19 protein-coding genes, 1 tRNA gene and 1 other RNA gene are annotated in these 21,990 nt (G+C 69.5%); 12 read left to right on the top strand and 9 right to left on the bottom strand.

Translation table 11 applies throughout. The features are described 5' to 3' along the window. Positions 1 to 387, bottom strand: coding sequence for a YchJ family protein (locus tag ACL9RL_RS01190; protein ID WP_422778383.1), 387 nt, complete (start codon positions 385 to 387; stop codon positions 1 to 3). 79 nt (positions 388 to 466) lie between these two features. On the opposite strand from ACL9RL_RS01190, the gene ACL9RL_RS01195 reads away from it, so the two are divergent. From ACL9RL_RS01195 to ACL9RL_RS01205, 3 genes are all read left to right on the top strand, one after another. Next, on the top strand, positions 467 to 1,231 hold the full coding sequence (locus ACL9RL_RS01195) for a phosphatase PAP2 family protein (RefSeq protein WP_422778384.1): 765 nt from the start codon (positions 467 to 469) through the stop codon (positions 1,229 to 1,231). Positions 1,232 to 1,406: 175 nt separating this feature from the next. Continuing rightward, a complete protein-coding gene (locus ACL9RL_RS01200; protein ID WP_422778385.1) occupies positions 1,407 to 2,681 on the top strand; it encodes a saccharopine dehydrogenase family protein in 1,275 nt (424 codons plus the stop codon). A 210-nt stretch (positions 2,682 to 2,891) separates the two neighbouring features. Further along, positions 2,892 to 4,916 (top strand): helicase HerA-like domain-containing protein, encoded by a 2,025-nt coding sequence (locus ACL9RL_RS01205; RefSeq protein WP_422778386.1) that lies wholly within the window; start codon positions 2,892 to 2,894, stop codon positions 4,914 to 4,916. Positions 4,917 to 5,082: 166 nt separating this feature from the next. On the opposite strand, the gene ACL9RL_RS01210 is transcribed toward ACL9RL_RS01205, so the two are convergent. Beyond that, a complete protein-coding gene (locus ACL9RL_RS01210) occupies positions 5,083 to 6,039 on the bottom strand; it encodes an aminoglycoside phosphotransferase family protein (RefSeq protein WP_422778387.1) in 957 nt (318 codons plus the stop codon). Positions 6,040 to 6,073: 34 nt separating this feature from the next. Between ACL9RL_RS01210 and ACL9RL_RS01215 the strand changes: the two genes are divergently transcribed. After that, a complete protein-coding gene (locus tag ACL9RL_RS01215) occupies positions 6,074 to 6,664 on the top strand; it encodes a GNAT family N-acetyltransferase (RefSeq protein WP_422778388.1) in 591 nt (196 codons plus the stop codon). A 106-nt stretch (positions 6,665 to 6,770) separates the two neighbouring features. Here ACL9RL_RS01215 and ACL9RL_RS01220 read toward each other — a convergent pair whose 3' ends face one another. Then, positions 6,771 to 7,331: a hypothetical protein gene (locus tag ACL9RL_RS01220; protein WP_422778389.1), complete on the bottom strand. Its 561-nt coding sequence runs from the start codon at positions 7,329 to 7,331 to the stop codon at positions 6,771 to 6,773. Positions 7,332 to 7,583: 252 nt separating this feature from the next. Between ACL9RL_RS01220 and ACL9RL_RS01225 the strand changes: the two genes are divergently transcribed. The 3 genes from ACL9RL_RS01225 (at position 7,584) to ACL9RL_RS01235 (ending at position 9,489) form a co-directional block, all read left to right on the top strand. Then, a complete protein-coding gene (locus ACL9RL_RS01225) occupies positions 7,584 to 8,162 on the top strand; it encodes a TetR/AcrR family transcriptional regulator (protein WP_422778390.1) in 579 nt (192 codons plus the stop codon). Between the two features lie 83 nt (positions 8,163 to 8,245). Next, complete coding sequence (locus ACL9RL_RS01230) at positions 8,246 to 8,800, top strand: NAD(P)H-dependent oxidoreductase (RefSeq protein ID WP_422778391.1); 555 nt, start codon at positions 8,246 to 8,248, stop codon at positions 8,798 to 8,800. 218 nt (positions 8,801 to 9,018) lie between these two features. After that, the gene (locus ACL9RL_RS01235; RefSeq protein WP_422778392.1) at positions 9,019 to 9,489 is read left to right on the top strand and encodes a hypothetical protein; all 471 of its coding nucleotides are present in this window, start codon (positions 9,019 to 9,021) and stop codon (positions 9,487 to 9,489) included. A gap of 139 nt (positions 9,490 to 9,628) precedes the next feature. Here ACL9RL_RS01235 and ACL9RL_RS01240 read toward each other — a convergent pair. The 6 genes from ACL9RL_RS01240 to ACL9RL_RS01265 form a co-directional block, all read right to left on the bottom strand. Beyond that, positions 9,629 to 9,716: transfer RNA gene (locus ACL9RL_RS01240), tRNA-Ser, on the bottom strand. A gap of 245 nt (positions 9,717 to 9,961) precedes the next feature. Next, the gene (locus ACL9RL_RS01245; protein WP_422778393.1) at positions 9,962 to 12,421 is read right to left on the bottom strand and encodes a transglutaminaseTgpA domain-containing protein; all 2,460 of its coding nucleotides are present in this window, start codon (positions 12,419 to 12,421) and stop codon (positions 9,962 to 9,964) included. Continuing rightward, positions 12,418 to 13,800 (bottom strand): DUF58 domain-containing protein, encoded by a 1,383-nt coding sequence (locus ACL9RL_RS01250; protein WP_422778394.1) that lies wholly within the window; start codon positions 13,798 to 13,800, stop codon positions 12,418 to 12,420. The genes ACL9RL_RS01245 and ACL9RL_RS01250 overlap by 4 nt, the downstream gene beginning before the upstream one ends. Positions 13,801 to 13,822: 22 nt before the next feature. Beyond that, complete coding sequence (locus ACL9RL_RS01255; protein WP_422778395.1) at positions 13,823 to 14,890, bottom strand: AAA family ATPase; 1,068 nt, start codon at positions 14,888 to 14,890, stop codon at positions 13,823 to 13,825. Next, positions 14,887 to 15,639: a hypothetical protein gene (locus ACL9RL_RS01260; RefSeq protein WP_422778396.1), complete on the bottom strand. Its 753-nt coding sequence runs from the start codon at positions 15,637 to 15,639 to the stop codon at positions 14,887 to 14,889. The genes ACL9RL_RS01255 and ACL9RL_RS01260 overlap by 4 nt, the downstream gene beginning before the upstream one ends. A gap of 253 nt (positions 15,640 to 15,892) precedes the next feature. Beyond that, the gene (locus tag ACL9RL_RS01265) at positions 15,893 to 16,549 is read right to left on the bottom strand and encodes an SDR family oxidoreductase (protein WP_422778397.1); all 657 of its coding nucleotides are present in this window, start codon (positions 16,547 to 16,549) and stop codon (positions 15,893 to 15,895) included. A gap of 128 nt (positions 16,550 to 16,677) precedes the next feature. Here ACL9RL_RS01265 and ffs point away from each other — a divergent pair. The 5 genes from ffs (at position 16,678) to ACL9RL_RS01290 (ending at position 21,972) form a co-directional block, all read left to right on the top strand. Continuing rightward, an RNA gene (ffs, locus tag ACL9RL_RS01270) (signal recognition particle sRNA small type) lies at positions 16,678 to 16,774 on the top strand. A 140-nt stretch (positions 16,775 to 16,914) separates the two neighbouring features. Continuing rightward, complete coding sequence (gene pta / locus ACL9RL_RS01275) at positions 16,915 to 19,182, top strand: phosphate acetyltransferase (protein ID WP_422778398.1); 2,268 nt, start codon at positions 16,915 to 16,917, stop codon at positions 19,180 to 19,182. 12 nt (positions 19,183 to 19,194) lie between these two features. Continuing rightward, a complete protein-coding gene (locus tag ACL9RL_RS01280) occupies positions 19,195 to 20,406 on the top strand; it encodes an acetate/propionate family kinase (RefSeq protein WP_422778399.1) in 1,212 nt (403 codons plus the stop codon). Positions 20,407 to 20,503: 97 nt separating this feature from the next. Then, entirely contained in the window at positions 20,504 to 21,298 is a 795-nt protein-coding gene (locus ACL9RL_RS01285; RefSeq protein ID WP_422778400.1) for a signal peptidase I, read from the top strand. Positions 21,299 to 21,402: 104 nt separating this feature from the next. Continuing rightward, the gene (locus ACL9RL_RS01290; protein ID WP_422778401.1) at positions 21,403 to 21,972 is read left to right on the top strand and encodes an alternate-type signal peptide domain-containing protein; all 570 of its coding nucleotides are present in this window, start codon (positions 21,403 to 21,405) and stop codon (positions 21,970 to 21,972) included. Positions 21,973 to 21,990 lie beyond the last annotated feature (18 nt).

A 21,990-nucleotide genomic window follows, 5' to 3' on the forward strand; every position in this document is an offset into this window, starting at 1 on the left:
CTACACCGCGTCGACGTAGTACCAGGCGCCGCGCTCCTTCACGAAACGACTGGTTTCGTGTTGGGAGCCGGCGCCTGTCGCGTCCCGGTAGCGCGCGTCGAATTCGACGATGCCCTCCGTGTCGAGCATCCCGCCGCGTGTGGTGCCGAGGATGTCGAGGCGGAACCATCGGATGTCGGCGTCGAGCGTCAGCTCCGCCGGTCTGGTCCGAGGGTGCCAGGTCCGCACGAGGTAGTCGACGTCGCCGGTGACGAACGCCGAGTAGCGCGAGCGCATCAGCCGCTCTGCCGTGGGCGCGACGGCGTCCCCGCGGTGGAAGCGGCCGCAGCAGGCGCCGTAGGTCTCGCCGCTGAGGCACGGGCAGCGGGCGTCGTCGAGGATGGGCACGCTCCATTATCCGATGGTCCACCGTCGCCACCGGGCCCGCGTTCAGGTGGCCGCGGGATGAACGGGGCATGATGAACACATGACGGGTAACGATTCGACCGACGGCCAGCAGCAGGATCTCGTGCCGTTCGAGGAGCGGCTCGCGCATCCGGATCCGGTCGTCGCATCGCGGGTCACGCGTTGGTGGCCGCTCTACAGCGGCGGCGCGGCGGTCGTCCTGGTCCTCCTGCTCGGCCTGCTGATCTTCATGCGGGGCCCGAATGCGCCGTTCGGATTCGACGAGAAGTGGATGTCGGAGATGCTCGAGGCGCGCGGCCCGGCGCTCGAACAGGCCGCGTTCGTGATGAACGCGCTCGGCGGCGGGATCATCGCGACGTTCATCGTGCCGCTGTTGATCATCGCCGTCCTGGTCATCGTCCGAAGGCCGTGGGGTGCGCTGTATTTCGCGATCGCGACGGCGTTGAGCGCCGGACTCGTGCAGGTGCTGAAGAACATCGTCGGGCGGTCGCGGCCGGAGGACATCCTGGTGAATGCTGATTTCGGTTCGTTCCCGTCCGGCCACAGTGCGAATGCTGCGACGATGGCGGTCACGCTCGCGATCATCTTCCCGCGGGTGTGGGTGTGGGCGGCCGGCGCCGCGTACACGCTGCTCATGATGCTGTCGCGGACGTATCTCGGCGCGCACTGGTTGAGCGACACCATCGGCGGGTTGCTGCTCGGTGTGGGCGTGGCCCTGATCGTGGCGGCCCCGCTGCTGTCGCGGCTGTCCCGCGAACCCCGCCCTCGAAGATCGCAACCGGCGCCAGAGGCCGGCCCGGCCCTGCCGTCGACCCCCGCGGGCTGACGCCATCCGGTCTGTTCGCAATTCAGGTACGCCCCCGGCGTGTCGCGCTCCTGAGCTGTTTTTCGGGCGACACACCGAGGGGGCTCCTGAGTTGTGAACAGCCTGCGCGGCGTTGACGCAGACCGAGTTCGGCGGAGTCCTGGCGCGACCGGGGGCGCAGCGGTAGCGTGACGCCATGAGAATCCTCCTGGTCGGCGCCGGCGGCGTCGGTGACGCGATCGCGAAGATCGCCGCACGCCGTTCCTTCTACGAGCTCATCGTCGTGAGCGACTACGACCGCAGCAGGGCTGAGCGGACGATCGCCTGGATCGCCGAGAAGCACGGCCAGGAGACGGCCGCGCGTTTCGTCGCGGCGAGTGTCGACGCCTCGGATCCGGACAGTGTCGCGGCGCTCGCGAGGGAGCACGGCGCCACACATGTGATGAACGCGGTCGAGCCGAAGTTCGTCCCCACGATCTTCGCCGGCGCCATCGCGGCCGACGCGGACTACCTCGACATGGCGATGAGCCTGTCTGAGCCGCACCCGACGGATCCGCACGCGCAGACGGGGGTCAAGCTCGGAGACGACCAGTTCGCGCAGGCCGGCGACTGGGAGGCTGCCGGTCGGCTCGCGCTCGTCGGCATCGGTGTGGAGCCCGGTCTGTCCGACGTCTTCGCCAGGTACGCGGCGGATCACCTGTTCTCGGAGATCGAGGAGCTCGGCGTCCGCGACGGAGCCAACCTGGTCGTGCGCGACGACGCGGGCAACGAGATCTTCGCGCCGTCGTTCAGCATCTGGACGACGATCGAGGAGTGCCTGAACCCGCCGGTCGTGTGGGAGCGGGGGACCGGTTGGTTCACGACCCCGCCTTTCAGCGAGCCGGAGGTGTTCACGTTCCCGGAGGGCATCGGCGATGTCGAGTGCGTGAACGTGGAGCATGAGGAAGTGCTGCTGATGCCGCGGTGGCTCGATGCGAAACGCGTGACGTTCAAGTACGGGCTGGGCGCGGAGTTCATCGGCATCCTGCAGACGCTCCACCAGTTGGGGCTCGACTCGACGGCGCCCGTGCGCGTGCGCTCGGAGGGCGGTCCGGTGGAGGTCGCGCCCCGCGATGTGGTGGCGGCATCGCTCCCGGACCCGGCGTCGATCGGACCACGGATGACGGGCAAGACGTGTGCCGGTGTGTGGGTGACGGGTCGCGGCATCGATGGCGCCCCGCGCGAGGTGTACATCTACCACGTGAGCGACAACGAGTGGACGATGCGCGAGTACAACGCGCAGTGCGTCGTGTGGCAGACGGCGCTGAACCCGGTGATCGCGCTCGAGCTGCTGGCGTCCGGCGCCTGGTCCGGCCAGGGCGTCCTCGGTCCGGAGGCCTTCGACGCGGTCCCGTTCCTCACGCTGATGGCCGCCTCCGCCGCCGATGGCGGTTACGCCCAGCCCTGGCACATCGAGGAACGTCCCATCTGATCGGCCGTCCCAGCCGTCCCGTCTCCGCCCGCGAACTGTCACTTGTGGGGGTGTGGCGCGCCCAGTCCAGCCACGACTGACAGCTCGCGATCTGGCACTTGTGGTCGGTTTCGCGATGCTGGAAGTCACCACGAGTGACAGTTCGCGGGCAAGGGGTGGGACTGGGGCTGACCCCTCGCGGGGCGGGGGCGTGGCCGGTAGGCTCTGGGCATGACGCCACCGGAGAGTCCCGACATCGCTGCGTTGCAGGCTGCTGCCGCGCAGGCCCAGGCAGAACTCGAAGCCGCTGAGGCGCAGGCAGCGCTCGCAGCGGCGCGGGTCAAGGCGGCGGCTGCCGCGGCCGCGATCGCCAACGCGGGAAGCGGGGAGACACCCGCGACCGGACCTGCCGATGCTGCGCCGACAGCGCCCGAGGTGACCGTCACGGCGAGCGAACCGGCAGCTCCCGAGGCGGCTCCCGCAGCGGCGCCCGCCGATGCTGCGCCGACAGCGCCAGAGGCGACGGTCACGGCGAGCGAACCGACAGCGACACCAGCGCCAGCGGCTGCACCCGCGGCCACCGCCGGCCCCTCCGACACCCTCACCGCCACGACGATCGGCGCCGGCCCGCTCGGCCTCGACGACGTGGTGAAGATCCGCGACGGCTACGTGGTCAAGGGACCGGCGCTCGAGATGGGCGCCCTCGTCAACACGGACCCGATCCCCGGCGTCCAGATCCGCATCCCGCTCGGCATGATGAACCGTCACGGTCTCGTCGCCGGCGCGACCGGCACAGGCAAGACCCGCACCCTGCAGGGCCTCGTCGAGCAGTTGTCGGCCAATGGCGTCCCGGTGTTCGCCGCCGACATCAAGGGCGACCTGTCCGGCATCGCGACCCCCGGTGAGGGCAACGAGAAGCTCATCGAACGCACGGAGGGCATCGGCCAGCACTGGACCCCCGCCGCGACCACGACGGAGTACTTCGCGCTCGGCGGCATCGGCAAGGGCGTCCCGATCCGGGCGACGATCGCGGGGTTCGGGCCGCTGCTGCTCAGCAAGGTCCTCGGCCTGAACGCGACGCAGGAGTCGAGCCTCGGCCTCGTCTTCCACTACGCGGACAAAGCCGCGCTCCCGCTGCTCGACCTGAGCGACCTCCGCGCCGTCCTCACCTTCCTGGCGAGCGACGAGGGCAAAGCGGAGCTCACCGACCTCGGCGGGCTGTCGAGCGCGACCGTCGGCGTCATCCTCCGCGAACTCATCACCTTCGCCGACCAGGGCGCCGACGCGTTCTTCGGCGAACCGGAGATCGACACGGCCGAGTTCATCCGCCTGGATCCGTCCGGCCGCGGCATCGTGAGCCTGCTCGAAGTGCCGGGCGTGCAGGACAAGCCGGAGCTCTATTCGACCTTCCTCATGTGGTTGCTCGCCGACCTCTTCAACACGCTCCCCGAGGTGGGGGACCTCGACAAGCCCAAGCTCGTGTTCTTCTTTGACGAGGCGCACCTGCTGTTCAAGGACGCTTCGAAGGACTTCCTCGCGCAGATCACGCAGACCGTCCGGTTGATCCGGTCCAAGGGCGTCGGCATCTTCTTCGTGACGCAGACGCCGAAGGACGTCCCGAGCGAGGTGCTCGCCCAGCTCGGTTCACGCGTGCAGCACGCGCTGCGGGCGTTCACACCCGACGACGCGAAGGCCCTCAAGGCGACCGTCTCCACCTACCCGAAGTCCGGTTACGACCTCGGCGAGGTCCTGCAGTCGCTCGGAACCGGTGAAGCCGTCGTCACGGTCATGAACGAGAAGGGTGCGCCGTCACCGGTCGCCTGGACGCGGTTGCGTGCACCGCAGGGACTGATGTCCCCGACACCGGACGCCGTGATCGACGCCGCCGTCGCCGCATCGCCGTTGCTCGTGAAGTACGGAACGCCGATCGACCGGGAGTCCGCGCGTGAGATCCTCACCGCGAAGCTCGAAGCGGCGAACCAGGCGACGGCCGCCGCAGAGGCGGAGGCCGAACGGCAGAAGATCGCTGCGGAACTCGCGAAGCAGCAGGCCGCAGCCGACAAGCAGCAGGCCGCAGCTCAGAAGAAGGCCGATGCCGAATACGAGCGACTGCTCCGGAAAACGGCCGGCACGACGACCCGCTCGTCATCGCGTCAACCGAAGAGCCCGCTGGAGGAGATCTTCAACTCCAAGGCGACGCAGTCGATCTTGACGGGGGTTGTCGAGGGGATCTTCGGGACGCGGAGGCGGAAGTAAGCGCGGAGCGGGCCCTTCGACAGGCTCAGGGACCGGGGTTGAGGTTGCGGAGCGGGGCCCTTCGACGAGCTCAGGGACCGGGCCTTCTGACAGGGGCTGGGACCAGGGGCCCTTCGACAAGCTCAGGGACCGGGGTTGAGGTTGCGGAGCGGGCGCTTCGACAGGCTCAGGGACCGCAGGGGGCGGTGCTCGCGGAGACGCGGGCGTGATCGTCCAGTGACGGACTGGCCCACAGCGCGACGTCCGCGAGACGACCGATCCCGATCACCGCATCGGCGTCGAGCACGGAGTCGTCCTCAAGACTCCACGCCGCAGACAACCCAGCCCACGCGATGATCCACTGCAGCAGCGTCCGCCGCGGCACACCGGAGCGGATGCTCACGAGGGTCACTCGATCGAGGAACAGCTCCGGGTCGGCCGCGATCCGCGCATCCGGGTTCCCGAACATCGCCGCGTAGTCGAACGCGCGATCGCCGACCACGGACTTCGGGTCGATGGCCCGCCAGTCGCCCGGCGCGAATTCGAGGACGTTGCCGTGGTGCAGATCGCCGTGGAGGAGCCGTTCGTCGTCGGGGTCGCTCTCGGTGAGCAGCGTCTCGGCGACGGTCCAGGCGCGCTGCAGGAATTCGTCGTGTGCGCTGTGGGCGTGCGTGCTGCGGACCGGCGTACCGTGCTCGGCGCCGCCGCTCCCGACCACCCGGCGTTCGAGCGCCCCGAACCACTCGCGGAGCCCGGTCGGCTGGTGCCCCGCGGCCGTGAGGCGACGCACCGCATCCGGTGACGCCGCGTGCAGAGAGCGGGCGGTCCGGCACAGGACGTCGACGGCTTCGAGGTCGTGGCCGTCGCCGCTCATGATGGTCAGATCGGCGCGGCCCGTCGCACGTTCGAGCACCACGGCGTGCTCATCGAGCCGGTACACCTCGGCCGCGCCGACGCCGTCCCAGGCCGCGAGGACGAATGCCCCTGCGGCCTCTTCGCTGACCGCTGCGACCTTCAGGATCGCCGGCCGACCGCCATCGATGACGGGTTGCACGACGCTCGACGGCGTGCGGAGTGCGGGCCCGTCCTCGACGAGAGCCCATCGTTCGATCGCATCCTGTGCCGTTCCGGCCACCCATGTCACGGTCCCAGCGTACTCTCGGGATTAGACTCGCCGAGTGACCGAGATCCGCCAGTATCGACCGACCGACCGAGACGACGTCTACCGCATCTGCACGCTCACGGGTGATTCCGGGAACGATGCGACGGGTCACTTCCGCAGTGACGACCTCCTCCCGGACATCTACGCCGGACCGTATCTGGTGCACGATCCGGAGCTCGTACGGCTCGTCGATGCCGGCGACGGTGCGATCGGATACGTGCTCGGGACGACGGATTCCGTCGCCTTCGACCGGTGGTTCGTCGACACCTGGTGGCCGTCGGTCGCCGATGAGCACCCGCTGGAGGGCGCGGGGGAGCGTGAGGCGTCCATCATCGCCTCCGCCGCCGCGCGTGAGCAGCTGCCGGCCGAGATCCTGGAGCGATATCCGGCGCACCTGCACATCGACCTGTTGCCGGTGACGCAGGGGCAGGGGCTCGGCCGCCGGCTCATCGAGACGTTCACGGAGCTCCTCGCAGCGCGCGGGGTGCGAGGTGTGCACCTCGGGGTCGACAAGCGCAACGTGGGCGCGCACCGCTTCTACGAGCGCACGGGGTTCACCCGGGTCGGCGATCCGGACGGGCCGATGCTGTACGCCAAGGAACTGTAGGAGCGGGCGGTCGCTGTAGGCCCGGGAGACGCGGGTTGCGCGAAGCCTTGCGTCGCGAGAGCCGCAGCCATCTGACGGGCCGCGGATCCCGCATCGCATCAGCGGTTCAGAACGTCTCCGGTCGCGCCCACGGCAGCCGTTCCACCCAGTTGAGCAGGCTCGGGTGGTCTGAGCGCAGTTCGTCGATCGTGATGGGGCGTTTGAGGCGTTCGATCGGTCCGTCGTAGGCGGCGAGCAGGGCGACGATCGCGTCGCGGCTCCAGACATCGCTCCGCATGCGCAGCACCGGACGGTTCTGGGCGTCGCAGACGAACACCTGAGCGGTTGTCGCTTCTGAGCCGCGGTGGCTGAGCTCGACGAAGAAGGTGCGGCCGATGTCCTGGCGGCGGATGGTCGTGGTCGGGCCGATGAATGGCCGTTCGACGAAGCCGTCGTGCCCGACGACGATCTGGCGGCGCCGGCCGAGGACGGCGGCGGTGATGAGGACGGCCGTTCCGAGCGCACCCGTCACGATGACCCAGGCGCGGCCATCGGTGTCGCCCGGCCCGGTGAGCCAGAAGGCGACGCCCCACACCGGGATCACGAGGATGAGTGTGCTGATGACGGCACTCCAGAAGACGCGCAGGTGCGGTCGAATAACGACGTGTGCGTCGTCAGTTTCGTGCATGTGTCGGCCTCCCCACTCTTATCGTGGCGCGCACTTCGGTTGCGCACAACCCGACATACGGGGGACAAGTGGGACGAATGACCCATATTTCGCAGCGCGATGCGCTCGCGCACCCGCGGGTCGCGTTCGTGAGCGCGCCCCGCGGGTGCATAGCGCTCGCGGCAGGGACCCGCGCTCGCGCGCGCGCACATCGCCGTCGCCACTTGACGTCACTAATCGAACGAACTAGTCTGTTCGAATAAGGAGGTCACGATGGCGACCACGGTACGGAAGACGCAGTCGGAAGCGCGCATCCTCGCGAGTGCGTCCGAGCTGTTCTACGAGAACGGGCTCCGCGGCGTCGGCGTCGATCAGGTGATCGCGGAATCCGGCGTCTCGAAGTCCACGCTCTACGCGCACTTCCGCTCGAAGGAGGACCTCGTCTCCGCCTATCTCCGCGTGACCGATGTCTCGTGGACGGCACAGCTGCACGAGCACGCCGCCCGCGCGGGCGATGACCCGCGGGAGCAGCTCGTCGGCCTGTTCGATGCGCTGCTCGGCGCCTTCGACCGCCACGGGTTCTTCGGGTGCCCGTTCATCAGTGCAGCCGTCGAGACCACCCTCGATTCCGATGCGCGGGCGATCACACGTGCCCACGTCGCATCCAGGCACGCCTGGCTCCTCGGGCTCGCGACCGCTGCGGGCGCGGCGGTCCCTGAGCGACTCGCCCGCCACATCGGCCTCCTCATCGACGGCGCACTCGCCGGCGGGCGCCTCGAACAGGAGCGCTCCATCGTCGAAGCCGCGAAGGACGCAGCTCGGGACGCCGTGCGTGCGGCGTGCGCTGACTGAGCCGGATGCTGCAGCTCGGCGTGAGTGGGCCATCACAAGCCGACCCCTCCCATCACGACCCCTCCCAGAAAGCAGGAACACCCATGACCGAAGGACGCACCGTCGTTATCCTCGGACACCCCGATCTCGGCACCTCCCGGGTGAACGCGGCGCTCGCCGCATCGCTCGTCGGCGTCACCGGGGTCGAGGTCCGCGACCTCTACGCGCTGTATCCGGACGGGACGATCGACCTCGATGCCGAACACGCGGCGCTCGAAGCGGCCGATCACATCGTGCTCCAATATCCGACGCACTGGTACGCGCCGCCCGCGCTGCTCAAGCGTTGGCTGGACGAGGTCATGAGCCGCGGTTGGGCGTACGGGACGGGGAAGCCGGGTGTGCTCGCCGGGAAGACGGTGCGCATCGCGACGACGACCGGCGGCACCGCGGAGATGTACGCCTCGGATGGATTCCACGGCTGGCCGATGGACGACGTCCTCATCCCGATGCGCGCGACCGCGAGGCGTCTCGGGCTGGTGTGGGTGACGCCATTCGTTGTGCACGACGTCCGCGGGCTGACCGACGACGACCTCGCACGTGAGGCCGGCGCCTACGCGGATGTGCTCGCCGGGCGCGCAGTGGACGCCGCCGTCGCCTGACGCCAGAGGTCCGCGAGTCCGCACCTCCGCACCTCCGCACTTGCGCACCGCCGCAAGTCCGCGAGGGGAGGCATTTCGCCGCCCGATCCCGTCCGGAATGACAATCTGCCTCCCCTCGCGTTGATGTTGGGCCCTCAGGGGACCCGGCAGGTCGGCCGCGCGCGGCTCAACCCGCCTGCAACAATCGGGTGAACACCCAACAGCTGGAGGCGCCACCGATGTCACGTTCACGTTCCCCGCTGCTGATCGTCGGCATTGCCGGCATCGTCGGCATCGCGATGCTGGGCCTCGCCGGATGCGCGGCGACCGACGCCTCGGAGACAACCGGTCAGCCGACGGCTATTGCGGAGAAGACGCCGGAATCGACGCCGACGCAGGAGCCGGAACCTGCGAAGGCCGTGCCGGTCGAGCTCACGCTCGGCGAGACTGCCGCCGCGGCCGGTTGCGACGGCTACGCGCGGGCCAGTGAGGTCGCGCCGTACGTGACCGAGTGGGGTACCTGCACATTCGCCGGTGGCAACGTGCGCGCGTACCACTTCGCGTCGTCTGACGATTACGCATCCTTCCTGGATGCGGTGAGCGGGTTCGGGATCGTCGAGGGGCAGCTCGTGCTGCACGGACCGTTCGTGTTCGCGCCGGATGACCAGACGCAGCTCGACGCGCTTCGAGGAGCACTGCCAGTGAACTGAGCGCCGACGCGCACCCCGGTTCCCGCGAGGGGAGGCATCTCGTCGTCGAATCGCGCTCGCAACGACAATCTGCCGCCTCTCGCGTCACCCGCGTGCATGACGAAAGCCCCGGACCGGTGTGGTCTGGGGCTTTCGTGGGTGGCGGAGAATGGGGGATTCGAACCCCCGAGGGCGTTAACCCAACACGCTTTCCAAGCGTGCGCCATAGGCCACTAGGCGAATTCTCCTGGCCGGCTGTTCCGCAGAACGGCCTCAGAGCATACTACCGGACCGCGCGGGGTGCTCGCGCCACCCGGCTCTCCGCATCGTCCCCGCATCCTCCCAGCGTCGCACTGCATCGGCACCGTTTAGCCGCCTTCCGCCCCTGGTCCCGTCCAGAATTCCGGAACTATCGGCGAGAATCAGCCGATTTTGGCCGAATTCCTGCAATTTCGTCACTTCAGCCCCATGAATTCCGGAATTGCGAACAGGACTAGAGCACGGGGCCGGCACCGGGGACGGGGCGGTCCGTGGAGCGGACGATGAGCGACCGCGGGAAGAACGTGCCGAGGAACCGCTCCATCGGCGTGCAGGTGGCCCGGAGCGCACCGGTCGCGTCGTCCAGTGCGCGCGACACCTCACCGGCCCACGTGCGAGCGGTTCCAGCAGGCATCGGAGCGCCGGCACCGCGCGCCCTCCCGACCCCACCGGGCCCGGCGTAGCTCTCCCGCTCGACGAGCGCGAGCAGCGCATCGATCTCCGGCGCCTCCACCTGGAACTGCGTCTGCAACCGCTGGACGAACGACCTCGGCGACTCGGACAGCGTCACCGGGAACCCGAGGTCCACGGCGTTCGCGAGGAATTCGCTCCAGGCGGCCCCAGCAGGCCCACCAGCGCCGTCGCGTTCGCCTCGCCGGCGCCGGAGCACGCGCACGATGCCCCGCGCAGCAACCGGCACGGCCAGCAGCACGAGCACGCCGAGGACGATCGCCCCTGGCAGCAGCGCCTGCGGCAGCGCGCTCTGCTGCGCGGACTGCGCCGTGCCCGTGTTGCCGCGGTCGGCGGGGATGGACGGGTCGCGGGTCGGGCCGGTCGTCGGCGCCGTGATCGGCCCGGTCTGGCCGGGGGTCGTGGTGCTCGCGTCGGCGAAGGAGGTCGCGGTGCCGCGGCTCGCCGTCGGCTCGAACGGCACCCAGCCGATGCCCTCGAAGTACAGCTCTGGCCAGGCGTGCAGCTGGTTGGAGGTGACGACGTACACCTTCTCCTTGCCGGTCGCGGTCGCATCGGACGCCGCGTTGCCTGGCAGGTAGCCGATGGCGATGCGCGACGGGATGCCGAGTTGCCTGGCCATCACGGCCATCGCGGAGGAGAAGTGCACGCAGTAGCCGGATTTGCGTTCGAGGAAGATCGCGATGACGCCGGCGCCGCTCCCGTCGAATCCCTGCTCGACGGGCGCGGTCTCGGAGTATTCGAAGTTGCCGCGGAAGTACCGTTGCAGGGCGATCGCCCGGTCGTAGGCGGTCGATGCGGTCGCGGTGACGTCGAGTGTGGTCTGTTCGATGATGGGCGGCATCGCATCCGGCAGCGCCAGGTACGGTGCGAACGCGGACTGGTCGGCGAGCGGCGGCGCGTTCCGCATCTGCTGCGCGGTCGGCATCACGGCGAGGCTCGTCGCCGCGTAGGTCTGCCGGTTCGTGGAGGCGCCCTGTCCCATCGCGGTGAGCCCGGCGCCCTCCCATCGCCAGTCGCCCTCGAGGCCCTTCACCTTCGTGGTCGGGTAGGGGATGGGCAGCCAGGGGCTCGCGAGGGACTCGATCGTGATGTTCGTGGTGAAGTCGTCCGTGGTGATGTCGGGGCTGAGGCCCTGCGGGGTCGGGAACGCGTCGATCGTGTTGCCGACCTCGTATCCGGCGTTGTCCGGCGCCCACACCGCCCCGCTGAACTCGTGCAGGTCGGTCACCTTGAGGTAGGGGGCGGAGATCGCCGTTGTGGTGTATTCGAGGGCGGTCGTGTTCTGCGGCTGCCTGAGGTTCTGCCCCAGGGAGATGAGCGGATTGATGCCGCCGGCGAACGGCCCGGTCCCTCGCGCACCGGCCGGGGTGTCTGTGGAGGCGATGCCTGGCAGCAGCACGGGGGTGAGGAGGGCGACGACGATGGCGATGGCGCTCACGATGAACGCCGGCGCCGCGCCACCGGATTGACGGCGGGTGATGGTCGATGCGATGCGGTCGCGCCGTTTGACGTCCTCCCGGAGGAGCCAGAGGAACGCGGCTGCGAGCATCGCGAACAGGACGGGGTTCACGTCGACGGAGACGGCGATCGCGGGAGCCGCGTAGACGGCCGCGACGAGCACTCCGGCCCACACCGGCGCGTGCAGGCCGAGAACGAGCGCCGTGACGACGACGGTCACGATGGCTCCGCCCGCGGCCATGATGAAGATGAGGCCGCTGGAGGAGTCGAGAGGAGCGGCGCCCTCGCGGAACGCCGTGAAACCGGCGTCCCTGAGCGCTGCGAAGGCGCGGAGGGTGCCGGAGGTCGGGATGACGCCGGCGATGGCGGTTCCCGGCGCGAACAGGAGCGTGACGATGGCGACGGCGCCGACGACCACGCCGATCCACACGAACACCCGGTTCAGGCCCGTGTGCCTGAGGGTGACCGCGACGCCGAGGATCACGGCCATCACGAGGAGCGTGACGAACCACCAGTCGAGGCGTTCGATGACCCGGCCGAAGCCGAGCCCGCCGAGCGCGAGGAGGAGGAACGATGCGACGGCGAGACGCAGGTCGCCTTCCGTCGCGGTGTCGCGGGCGCGGCTGCGGGCGGCGCGCTGCTCGGTGCGGCGGGCGACCCTCGGATCCAGCGGGGCGCCATCGGCACCGGTCTCGATCTCGGCGAAGGACGGACGTCGGGGGACCTCCCGCGCGTCGGGCCGGTCGTTCGTCGTGCGGCTCATCGTCCGGCCCTCGCAGCGGGGATCAGCGTCCCGAGCCACAGCGACGCAAAGTCATCGGTCCGGTTGCCGATGTGGCAACGCCAGCCCGCGAGCTGCAGGATGTCGATGGATCGCGGCGACGCCCCGGACGGCAGGAGGGCGACCGGGAGCGGGGAGAACCGCGAGAGCGAGGCGAGCTCCGCCGCATCGGCTTCATTGAGATCGCCGGCGACGACCACGAGCGGTTGCGGACGTGCGCTGGAGAGCACGGGGGAGAGGTCGAGGAAGCGGCTGTCGCCCTGCGTCGGCGTCAGGACGGCGAGGTCGAGCATCGCCGCCTCGATCGCGTCGTCCGCATCGGCCCCGCCGATCTCACGCGACAGCTCGTCCACACCGGCGCCCAGCAGGGAGAGCCGATATCCGGCATCGACCAGGTGTGCGGCGATCGAGGCCGTCAACGACACGGCGCGCTCGAACCCCGGCAGGAACGCCGACCGGTCGTACTGCGCCGCCCGGTCGCCCAGCTGCGCCCAGTTCCGCACGGACGCGTCGATCACGAGTGTCGCCTCCGGATTGTTGCGATGCTCCTCCTGCCGCACCATCAGCTCGCCGCGGTGCGCGCTGGCACGCCAGTGCAGGCGTCGGATCGCGTCCCCGGGCAGGTACGGCCTGGCGATGAGGTCGTCCTCGCCGACACCCACGTGCAGCGGCGCAGGCTTCGACGAACCATCCCTGCTCGCGGTGAGCGCCGGGATCTCCGGTAGTGGGAACACCTCCGGCAGAACGGTGACGACGTGGGTCGCGCCGACGCTCTGCTTGCGCACGACGAGCCCGAACGGGTCGCGCACGGCCAGGGCGAGCGGGCCGACGACGTGCTCACCCCGACGGAGCGCGACGACCGGATACACGGCCGTCCTCGTCCGCGCCCGGATGCCGACGGTCGCCCCGGCACTCGGCAGGATCCCGCTGGCCGCGCCGCGGAGGCCGGGCGGGATGCGGTCGCGCCATTCCGTGTGGCTGTGGGGGAGTGCGCTCGTCTCCGTGATGTCCACGCGGACCCTCGTCTGCTGGCCGACGGTCACGACATCCGGTTCCGTCGTCCGCTCGACGCGGAGCGATCCGCGTCCGAGATACACGGACCCGAACCCGGCGGCGACGAGGCCGACGAGCAGCCCGGACATGGCCAACAACTCCTGCGAACCGAGCTGATGCGCGAAGAACAGGCACAGGGCTGCGGCGATGAGCACGGCCGCCGCCCGCCGGGTGAGCGGGTTCCGGCGGGATCCGGGCGCTCGCCGGTCGGGTGTGCGCCGCTCGGGTGTGCGCGCATCGCTGCGCCGTGCGGTCGCGCCGCGTCGTGCGTCCGCGCCGCCCGTTCCTGCTCGCCCAGCCGATGTCATCGTGCGCCTCGGTCCGCGGCCGTCAGTCCGCTCGTCCTGACCGGGGAACGGGCGTCGATCCGAGGATCTCCTGCAGGACGTCGGTGACCGCCTGCGTCCCGGAGCGGTCGTGGGCGCTGACCGCTCGCCTGGTGGGGATGAGGCGATGGGTGAGCACGGGACCCAGCAGGTGGCTGATGTCGTCCGGCAGCACGAATTCGCGGCCTTCGAGTGCCGCGAGCACCTTCGCGGCCCGCACGAGTTGCAGGGTCGCGCGCGGGCTCGCGCCGAGGCGCAGCTCCGTGTGATGGCGGGTGGCCTGCACGAGCGACACCGTGTACTGCTCGACGATGGGGGACACGTACACACCGCGCGCCCAGTCGATCAACTGCTCGACCTCCGCCCGCGTGACGACCGCCTGCATCGTCTCGAGCGGGTTGACGGTGTCGCGTTGGCGCAGCATCGCCGCCTCGGCCGCAGCATCCGGGTACCCCATCGAGATGCGTGCCATGAACCGGTCGCGCTGCGCCTCGGGGAGCGCGTAGGTGCCCTCCATCTCGAGCGGGTTCTGCGTGGCGACGACGGAGAACGGCGTCGGCAGGTGATGGGTCGCGCCGTCGACCGTGACCTGGCGCTCCTCCATCGACTCCAGGAGTGCCGACTGGGTCTTCGGGGAGGATCGGTTGATCTCGTCGGCGATGACGATGTTCGCGAACACGGCGCCCGGTTTGAACTCGAACTCGCGGTCGACCTGGTTGAAGACCGAGACGCCCGTCACGTCGGACGGCAGGAGGTCCGGGGTGAACTGGATGCGACGCACGGTGCAGCTGACCGATGCGGCGAGGGCTTTCGCGAGGACGGTCTTGCCGACGCCGGGGACGTCCTCGATCAGCAGATGACCCTCTGCCAGGAGCACGATGAGTGCCATACGACCGGCGTACGGTTTGCCGTCGAGGACCTGTTCGATGTTCGACAGGATGCGCTCAGAGAGCACCCGGAACCGCTCTGCGTCGAGGGGCGTCGCCGGCGGTGTCGGATCGGCAGGGCCGCCTGGCGCGAACGTCGTGTCGGTCTCGACGGTGCGGTCGGGGTCGACGATGCGGTCAGTCATGCCCTGGCCTTTCGTTCGGTGCTGAGCATTCTGGCGAACAGGAGCCCGATGAGGGTCGCGATGCCCAGCGTCAGGAATCCGGGTGCGATCGCGCTCGCGAATTGGTACACCGCGTAGTCCGCCGGGGGGCCGTCCTCCCAGCTGTATGAGCGGTTGAGCATCTGGAAGGACTGCCACAGGGCGCTGCCGCCGATGACGGTCAAGGCGGCGCCGATGAACCACAGCGCGCCCTCCCACGGGTTGCGGCGACCGCGGGGCCGGGGAGCGTCGAGGGAGTCGCCGTAGCCGTCGAGCAGCAGCGGTTCGTTCGGCTCGCCCGCCTCGTCGGCTCCTGCATCGGTGACGGCGTTCGCAGCGGTGCCGTCTTGGCTCAGGGTCGCGTCGGCGTCGGCGCTGGACGTGGGGACGGCGCCGACGCTGCGGAAGATGTCGATGCCGACCGGCGCGTCTGCGGCTTCGGCATCCGCATCGAGCGGGGGAGTCGCCCGGTGATCTGCCGGCAGATGCTCCGGACGCTGGGCTGCACGTTGGGCTGTTGCGTCGACCCGCTCGGCAGCCGCGCCGCGCCGCATCGAGCCGGCCGTCTCGCCGTGGACGCGGGAGGATCCGAGGGATCTGCGGTGGTTGTCGTCGTGGATCGGATGCCGGCGAGGGGTTCCGTTCGCGGGCGTGTTGATCGTGCGTCCGGGCTGTTCGCCCGGCTCACCCCCTGAGCCGCGTTGGAACGCGGGATCGTAGCGTTCGTCCATGTCTGGCCTCGCTTCATTGGTCCGCAGCCGCAACATCGCGACTGTTCCACGTGCTCCGATCCTAGCCAGTCCCCTCCCGCAACGGCCCCCTAGCCGTCCCACAGCCCGCGAACTGTCACTCGTGGCGGTTCTGCCGGGCTGTATCCAGCCACAACCGTCAGCTCGCGAGCTGGCAGTTGTGGTCGGTGTGGCGGGCTGGAAACCGCCACGAGTGACAGTTCGCGAGCTGGCGACGAGGACGAGACGACGAGGACTAGAGGGCGGCGAGCGCCTCCGGGACGGGACGCGGGTCGGGACCGGAGGTCACCGTGAACTGCCGACGGGACGCGGCGCCGGACTCGATGATCGCGAGCAGCACCCTGGCGACGTCCTCCCGCGGAATGCTGCCACGCGGGCCATCGGCCTCGACGTGCACCAGACCGGTCCCGGCGTCGTCGGTCAGCCCTCCGGGTCGGACGATCGTCCAGTCGATGGCGCGGGCGCGGATGTCCGCATCAGCCTCCGCCTTCGCGCGCAGGTACACCTGGAAGATGTCGTCGGAGGCCGGATCGAATCGGTCGGCGCCCATCGAGGAGACGAGCAGGTACCGCGGCACTCCCGCGAGCTCGGCGGCATCGGCCAGCAGGATCGCGCCGTCACGGTCGACCGTCTGCTTGCGCTCGGCCGAGCTGCCGGCACCGGCGCCGGCAGCGAACACGACGACGTCCGCCCCGCGCAGCTCGATCGCCAGCTGGTCGGCGCTGATCGACTCCAGGTCGAGGACCACCGGGCTCGACCCGACGTCGACCAGGTCGGCGACGTGATCGGCGTTGCGGATGATCCCCACCGCCTCGTGTCCCGCGTCGACGAGCATCCCCTGCAGATGCATCGCGATCGCTCCGTGTCCGCCTGCAACAACGACTCTCGACATCCGTGCCTCCCTGAGTTGGCGTGTGATCAGCACGCTCCAGTCAAGCCCGACGGCTGTCGGGGTGCAACCGGTTCGCAGGGCATTCGGAGGGCGTGTGCGATGGGGCCGGTCGCTCGGGTACACTGGTTGACGGCTCCCCGCGTGGCGCCATCCAGGCCAACTCCCCCAGGACGGAAACGTAGCAAGGGTAACCGGGCTCTGGCGGGTGCGCGGGGAGTCTTTTCGTTCCCCGGGTCGGTTCCCCGCTTCGTCCCCGCATCGTCTCCGGCGGCATCCGAGCGAGCCGGCACACGCCGACGTCACGACGCGCCGACCGATCAGCAGACGCCCAGCGAGCGCACACCCTGCCGCAATAGGCTTGACCCGTGGCGCGAAGCATCTACATCATCTCCGCCGAGGGGCACTCCGGCAAGTCGACCATCGCGCTCGGGGTGCTCGACACCCTGAGCCATCAGATCGAGCGTGTGGGGGTGTTCCGCCCCATCGCGAGGTCCACCACGGACCCCGACTACGTGCTGCAGATGCTGCTCGAACACGACGGCGTCGACCTCAGCTACGACGACTGCATCGGCGTCAGCTACGACGACGTCCACGCGGACCCCGAGGCGGCACTGTCCCGCATCGTGGAGCGCTACAAGCGCATCGAGGCCCAGTGCGACGCCGTCGTGATCCTCGGCTCCGACTACACCGACGTCGGCAGCCCGACGGAGCTCGGCTACAACGCCCGCATCGCCACGAACCTCGGCGCCCCCGTGCTCCTCGTCCTCGGCGGCCGCGCGGGTCAGGGCTCCGGCGAGCAGCTCGGCCAGTCCGAGTCCCGCACCCCGGCGGACATGCGGCACATCGCAGAGCTCGCCATCATCGAGCTGACCGATGCGCACGCGCAGCTGCTCGCGGTGGTCGCCAATCGGGCGGATCCGGACCGTCTCGACGAGATCGAAGAGGCGATCGAGGATGCGCTGCCGCCCGTCGCGCAGACCAGCCTCCGCCAGCGGGTGCGCGCCAGGGTGCGCCGCCGCCTCGCGGGTGAAGACGTCGACGCCCAGCCGGAGGGCCGCGCGGCCCGCACCGACATCCCCGTGTGGGCCGTCCCAGAGGACACCTTCCTCATCGCCCCGACGATGGGCAGCATCCTCGACGCCGTCGACGGCACCCTCCTGATGGGCAGCGAAGCGCTCCTCAGCCGTGAGGCGCTCGGCGTCGTCGTGGCGGGCATGTCGATGGTCAACGTCCTCCCGCGCCTCACCGAGGGCGCCGTCCTCGTGATCCCGGGTGACCGCTCCGAGGTGCTCCTCGCGGCACTCATGGCCAACGCGTCCGGCAACTTCCCGTCCATCGCCGGGGTTGTGCTGAACGGCGGTTTCGACCTGCCGGAGCCCGTCGTCCGGCTGGTCGAGGGCCTCGGGATGTCGCTCCCGATCGTCAGCACCGAGCTCGGCACGTACGACACGGCCGTGCGGGTCATGCACACGCGGGGCCGCCTCGCCGCGGACTCGCAGCGCAAGTACGACACCGCGTTGGCGTTGTTCGAGCAGAGCGTCGACTCCGCGCAGCTCCTCGAACTCCTCGACGTCGCCCGTGCGGACGTCGTCACCCCGCTCATGTTCGAGTACGGCCTGCTGGAGCGCGCACGCTCGGACCGCAAGCACATCGTCCTCCCCGAGGGCGATGACGACCGCATCCTCCGCGCCGCCGGAACCCTCCTCGCCCGTGAGGTGGTCGATCTGACCATCCTTGGTGAGGAGATCGAGGTGCGTTCGCGCGCCATCGGCCTCGGCATCGACCTCAGCAAGGCGAAGATCGTCAGCCCGTTCGACGCCGTGCTGCGGCAGCGGTTCGCGGAGGAGTACACGCGCCTCCGCGCGCACAAGGGCGTGACGCTCGAGATGGGGGCCGATGTCGTCACCGACGTCTCCTACTTCGGCACCATGATGGTGCACCTCGGCCTCGTCGACGGCATGGTGTCCGGCGCCAGCCACACCACGGCGCACACCATCCGCCCGTCGTTCGAGATCATCAAGACGAAGCCGGGCGTCTCCGTCGTGTCGAGCGTGTTCCTCATGGCGCTCGCCGATCGCGTCCTGGTCTACGGCGACTGCGCCGTGAACCCGGACCCGACCGATGCGCAGCTGGCGGACATCGCCATCTCCTCCGCGCAGACGGCTGTGCAGTTCGGGATCGACCCGCGCATCGCGATGCTCTCCTACTCCACCGGCACGTCCGGTTCCGGTGCGGATGTGGAGAAGGTGCGGTCGGCGACCGAACAGGTGCGGGAGCGCCGCCCTGACCTCCTCGTCGAGGGCCCCATCCAGTACGACGCTGCAGCTGATGCGGCGGTCGCTGCGACGAAGATGCCGGACTCGCAGGTCGCCGGCCGCGCGACGGTCTTCATCTTCCCCGACCTCAACACGGGCAACAACACCTACAAGGCCGTGCAGCGGTCGGCCGGCGCCGTGGCGATCGGCCCGGTCCTGCAGGGGCTCAACAAGCCGATCAACGACCTGTCGCGCGGGGCCCTCGTCCAGGACATCGTCAACACGGTCGCGATCACGGCCATCCAGGCGCAGGGGCAGGCGGCGCCCGCTCCGGCGCCCGCTCCCGCTCAGGCCGCACCCGCCGCCGAACAGCAGTAAGGAACAGCGCAGATGTCGACAGTCCTCGTGGTGAACTCCGGTTCCTCCTCGTTCAAGTACCAGCTCATCGATGTCGCAACGGAGGAGACCCTCGCGAGCGGGCTCGTCGAGCGGATCGGCGACGCCGGCTCATTCGCCACGCACCGGTACGAGAGCGACGGCAACCCGGGTCCGGACGTCCGCTGGGACATCCACGCGGACATCGAGGACCACACCTCCGGGTTCGCGGTGATGCTGCAGGCGTTCGAGGATCACGGTCCGTCGCTCGTCGAGCACCCGCCCATCGCGGTCGGCCACCGGGTGGTCCACGGCGGCAAGCGCTTCTTCGAGCCGACGATCATCACGGATCTCGTGAAGATCAACATCGAGGACCTCTCGGAGCTCGCCCCGCTGCACAACCCGGCGAACCTGCAGGGCATCGAGGCGGCGCAGCAGGCGTTCCCCGGTGTGCCGCACGTCGCCGTGTTCGACACGGCGTTCCATCAGACGCTTCCGGCCGCCGCATACACCTACGCGATCGATGCGGAACTCGCCGACAAGCATCGGGTGCGGCGGTACGGGTTCCACGGCACCTCGCACAAGTTCGTGTCCGAGGCCGCGGCGGCGTTCCTCGACCGCCCGCTCGACGACCTCAAGCAGATCGTCTTCCACCTCGGCAACGGGGCGTCGGTGTGCGCGGTCGACGGTGGTCGTTCCGTCGACACGTCCATGGGCATGACGCCGCTCGAAGGGCTCGTGATGGGCACCCGCTCAGGCGACATCGACCCGGCGGTGCTGTTCCACCTGCACCGCAAGGCCGGCCTCGATTTCGACGAGCTGGATTCGTTGCTCAACCGCCGCAGCGGGCTGCTCGGCCTGTCCGGCCGCGGTGACATGCGAGACGTGCGCGATGCCGCGGATGCCGGCGATGCTGCTGCGCGGGTGGCGCTCGACGTCTACCTGCATCGGCTGAAGCACTACCTCGGGGCGTACCTGGCGCTGCTCGGCGGGCTCGACGTCATCGTGTTCACCGCCGGTGTCGGCGAGAACGCGCCGGCCGTCCGTGCCGGGGCCGTCGGCGGGCTGGAGTTCTTGGGTATCCGTCTCGATCCGGAACGGAACGAATCAGATGACCGCGGCATCCGGGTGATTTCGCGTGACGACTCGAAGGTCACGATCCTCGTCGTCCCCACGAACGAGGAGCTCGAGATCGCACGGCAGACCGTCGAGGCGGTCTCGGCCTAGCCGTGCCCCGTCCTTCCCCTCGCGGGCAGGAGGGCGCTGGCGAAAATCAGTAGTCGGGATCGGCGACGCCGGAGCGGGGTGCGCATAGGATCGGCGCATGTCAGCGTCGCTCATCGAGACCAGCAGCGATGTCGGCGCGGTCGCGGCACCGGAACCGACACGGACACAGGTGTCGGCAGAGGCGCCGCCGCCGCAACCGGCTCGCCATGCGGCACGACCTCGCCCCGGCGAACGGACGCCTCGCTGGCTCCGCGTCGTCGGGACCGTCGTGGCCTGGACCGTCGCGATCATCACGATCGGACTCGTCCTCCTGCTCGTGGTGCTGCCGCGTGTGACGGGGGCGACGCCGTACACCGTCGCAACCGGCTCGATGACGCCGACCTACCCGCCCGGCGCCGTGGTCGTCGTCCGGCCGACCCCGTTCGACCAGATCAAGCAGGGCGATGTCATCACCTTCCAGCTGAAGTCCGGTGAGCCGACCGTCGTCACGCATCGTGTGGTGGGCATCGACGTCGGCGACAAGGGAGTCACACTCCGCACCAAAGGCGACGCCAACACCTCGGAAGACGCAGCTCCCGTCCGCAAGGAGCAGGTGCGCGGCGTCGTCTGGTTCGGCATCCCCTACGTCGGGTATGTGACGGAGCTGGGATCGGCGCAGCAGCGGACGTGGATCGCGCAGGCACTCGGGGTCGCGCTGTTGGCCTACGCCGGATACCTCGTGGTGCGGGCGGTCGTGGACCGCAAGGGTCGGGGGAGCGGGGCCGCTGGCGTCGAGCAGGCACCCGAACCCGACGCGGATGCAGGAGACTCGGACGCGGACGACCCGGACGCGGACGACCCGGACCCGGAACCAGACCTCCCCGACACCCAGCCCATCGACCTGCCTCGGTAGTCGGCTGATCGGCTGAGTAGAACCTCAGCGGAAACTACTGTGGTCCCCCTTCCGACCGCTCCGTACGGTGAGCGCAAGAACTTGGCCCATGAATGGGGGACAGCATGAAAAAGATCACCAAAGCTGCGGTCGCAGGCACCGCGGGGGTGGCGTTGTTGCTCGGCGGCGCCGGCACGCTGGCGTACTGGAACGACACCAAGACCGGAGCGGTGACGACCATCGCCTCCGGTGATCTGCACTTCGGCACCATCACCGATGGCACCGGCTGGAGCCTCCAGCAGAAGGCCGCGGATCTGCCAGTCGGCACGGCGCAGCTGACCGGGGTCACCTACACGAACCAGCTCGTTGTGCCCGGCGACGTGCTCACGAACACGATCAGCGTCCCAGTGACGATCACCGGAACGAACAACAAGGCCACCTTCGCCCTCACCAGGGTCGCACCGCCGACCAACGCGCTGAGCTCGGCACTCACCGTCGGATACACGGTCAACGGCGTCGCCTACACGCCGGGCAACCCGATCACGGTGACGACAGGGACGACCTCGATCCCCGTGGTCATCACAGTCACGTTCCCGTGGGGTGCGTCGGTCGACAACACGACGAAGGCGCTCACGACGAACTTCACCGGAAGCTACACACTGACGCAGATCCCGATCACTCCGGCGGTCCCGTAACAGTTGCTGCAGGCGGTC

The sequence above is a fragment of the Plantibacter sp. Mn2098 genome (genome assembly GCF_049319745.1).
In the GTDB taxonomy this organism is placed as follows: Bacteria; Actinomycetota; Actinomycetes; order Actinomycetales; family Microbacteriaceae; genus Plantibacter.

What these genes read in the sequence shown, in the direction of transcription:
- ACL9RL_RS01195 (WP_422778384.1), top strand. Translation starts at nt 467, where the DNA reads ATGACGGGTAACGATTCGACCGACGGCCAGCAGCAGGATCTCGTGCCG.
- ACL9RL_RS01200 (WP_422778385.1), top strand. Translation starts at nt 1,407, where the DNA reads ATGAGAATCCTCCTGGTCGGCGCCGGCGGCGTCGGTGACGCGATCGCG.
- ACL9RL_RS01205 (WP_422778386.1), top strand. Translation starts at nt 2,892, where the DNA reads ATGACGCCACCGGAGAGTCCCGACATCGCTGCGTTGCAGGCTGCTGCC.
- ACL9RL_RS01220 (WP_422778389.1), bottom strand. Translation starts at nt 7,331, where the DNA reads ATGCACGAAACTGACGACGCACACGTCGTTATTCGACCGCACCTGCGC.
- ACL9RL_RS01225 (WP_422778390.1), top strand. Translation starts at nt 7,584, where the DNA reads ATGGCGACCACGGTACGGAAGACGCAGTCGGAAGCGCGCATCCTCGCG.
- ACL9RL_RS01230 (WP_422778391.1), top strand. Translation starts at nt 8,246, where the DNA reads ATGACCGAAGGACGCACCGTCGTTATCCTCGGACACCCCGATCTCGGC.
- ACL9RL_RS01235 (WP_422778392.1), top strand. Translation starts at nt 9,019, where the DNA reads ATGTCACGTTCACGTTCCCCGCTGCTGATCGTCGGCATTGCCGGCATC.
- ACL9RL_RS01245 (WP_422778393.1), bottom strand. Translation starts at nt 12,421, where the DNA reads ATGAGCCGCACGACGAACGACCGGCCCGACGCGCGGGAGGTCCCCCGA.
- ACL9RL_RS01250 (WP_422778394.1), bottom strand. Translation starts at nt 13,800, where the DNA reads ATGACATCGGCTGGGCGAGCAGGAACGGGCGGCGCGGACGCACGACGC.
- ACL9RL_RS01255 (WP_422778395.1), bottom strand. Translation starts at nt 14,890, where the DNA reads ATGACTGACCGCATCGTCGACCCCGACCGCACCGTCGAGACCGACACG.
- ACL9RL_RS01260 (WP_422778396.1), bottom strand. Translation starts at nt 15,639, where the DNA reads ATGGACGAACGCTACGATCCCGCGTTCCAACGCGGCTCAGGGGGTGAG.
- ACL9RL_RS01265 (WP_422778397.1), bottom strand. Translation starts at nt 16,549, where the DNA reads ATGTCGAGAGTCGTTGTTGCAGGCGGACACGGAGCGATCGCGATGCAT.
- ACL9RL_RS01280 (WP_422778399.1), top strand. Translation starts at nt 19,195, where the DNA reads ATGTCGACAGTCCTCGTGGTGAACTCCGGTTCCTCCTCGTTCAAGTAC.
- ACL9RL_RS01285 (WP_422778400.1), top strand. Translation starts at nt 20,504, where the DNA reads ATGTCAGCGTCGCTCATCGAGACCAGCAGCGATGTCGGCGCGGTCGCG.
- ACL9RL_RS01290 (WP_422778401.1), top strand. Translation starts at nt 21,403, where the DNA reads ATGAAAAAGATCACCAAAGCTGCGGTCGCAGGCACCGCGGGGGTGGCG.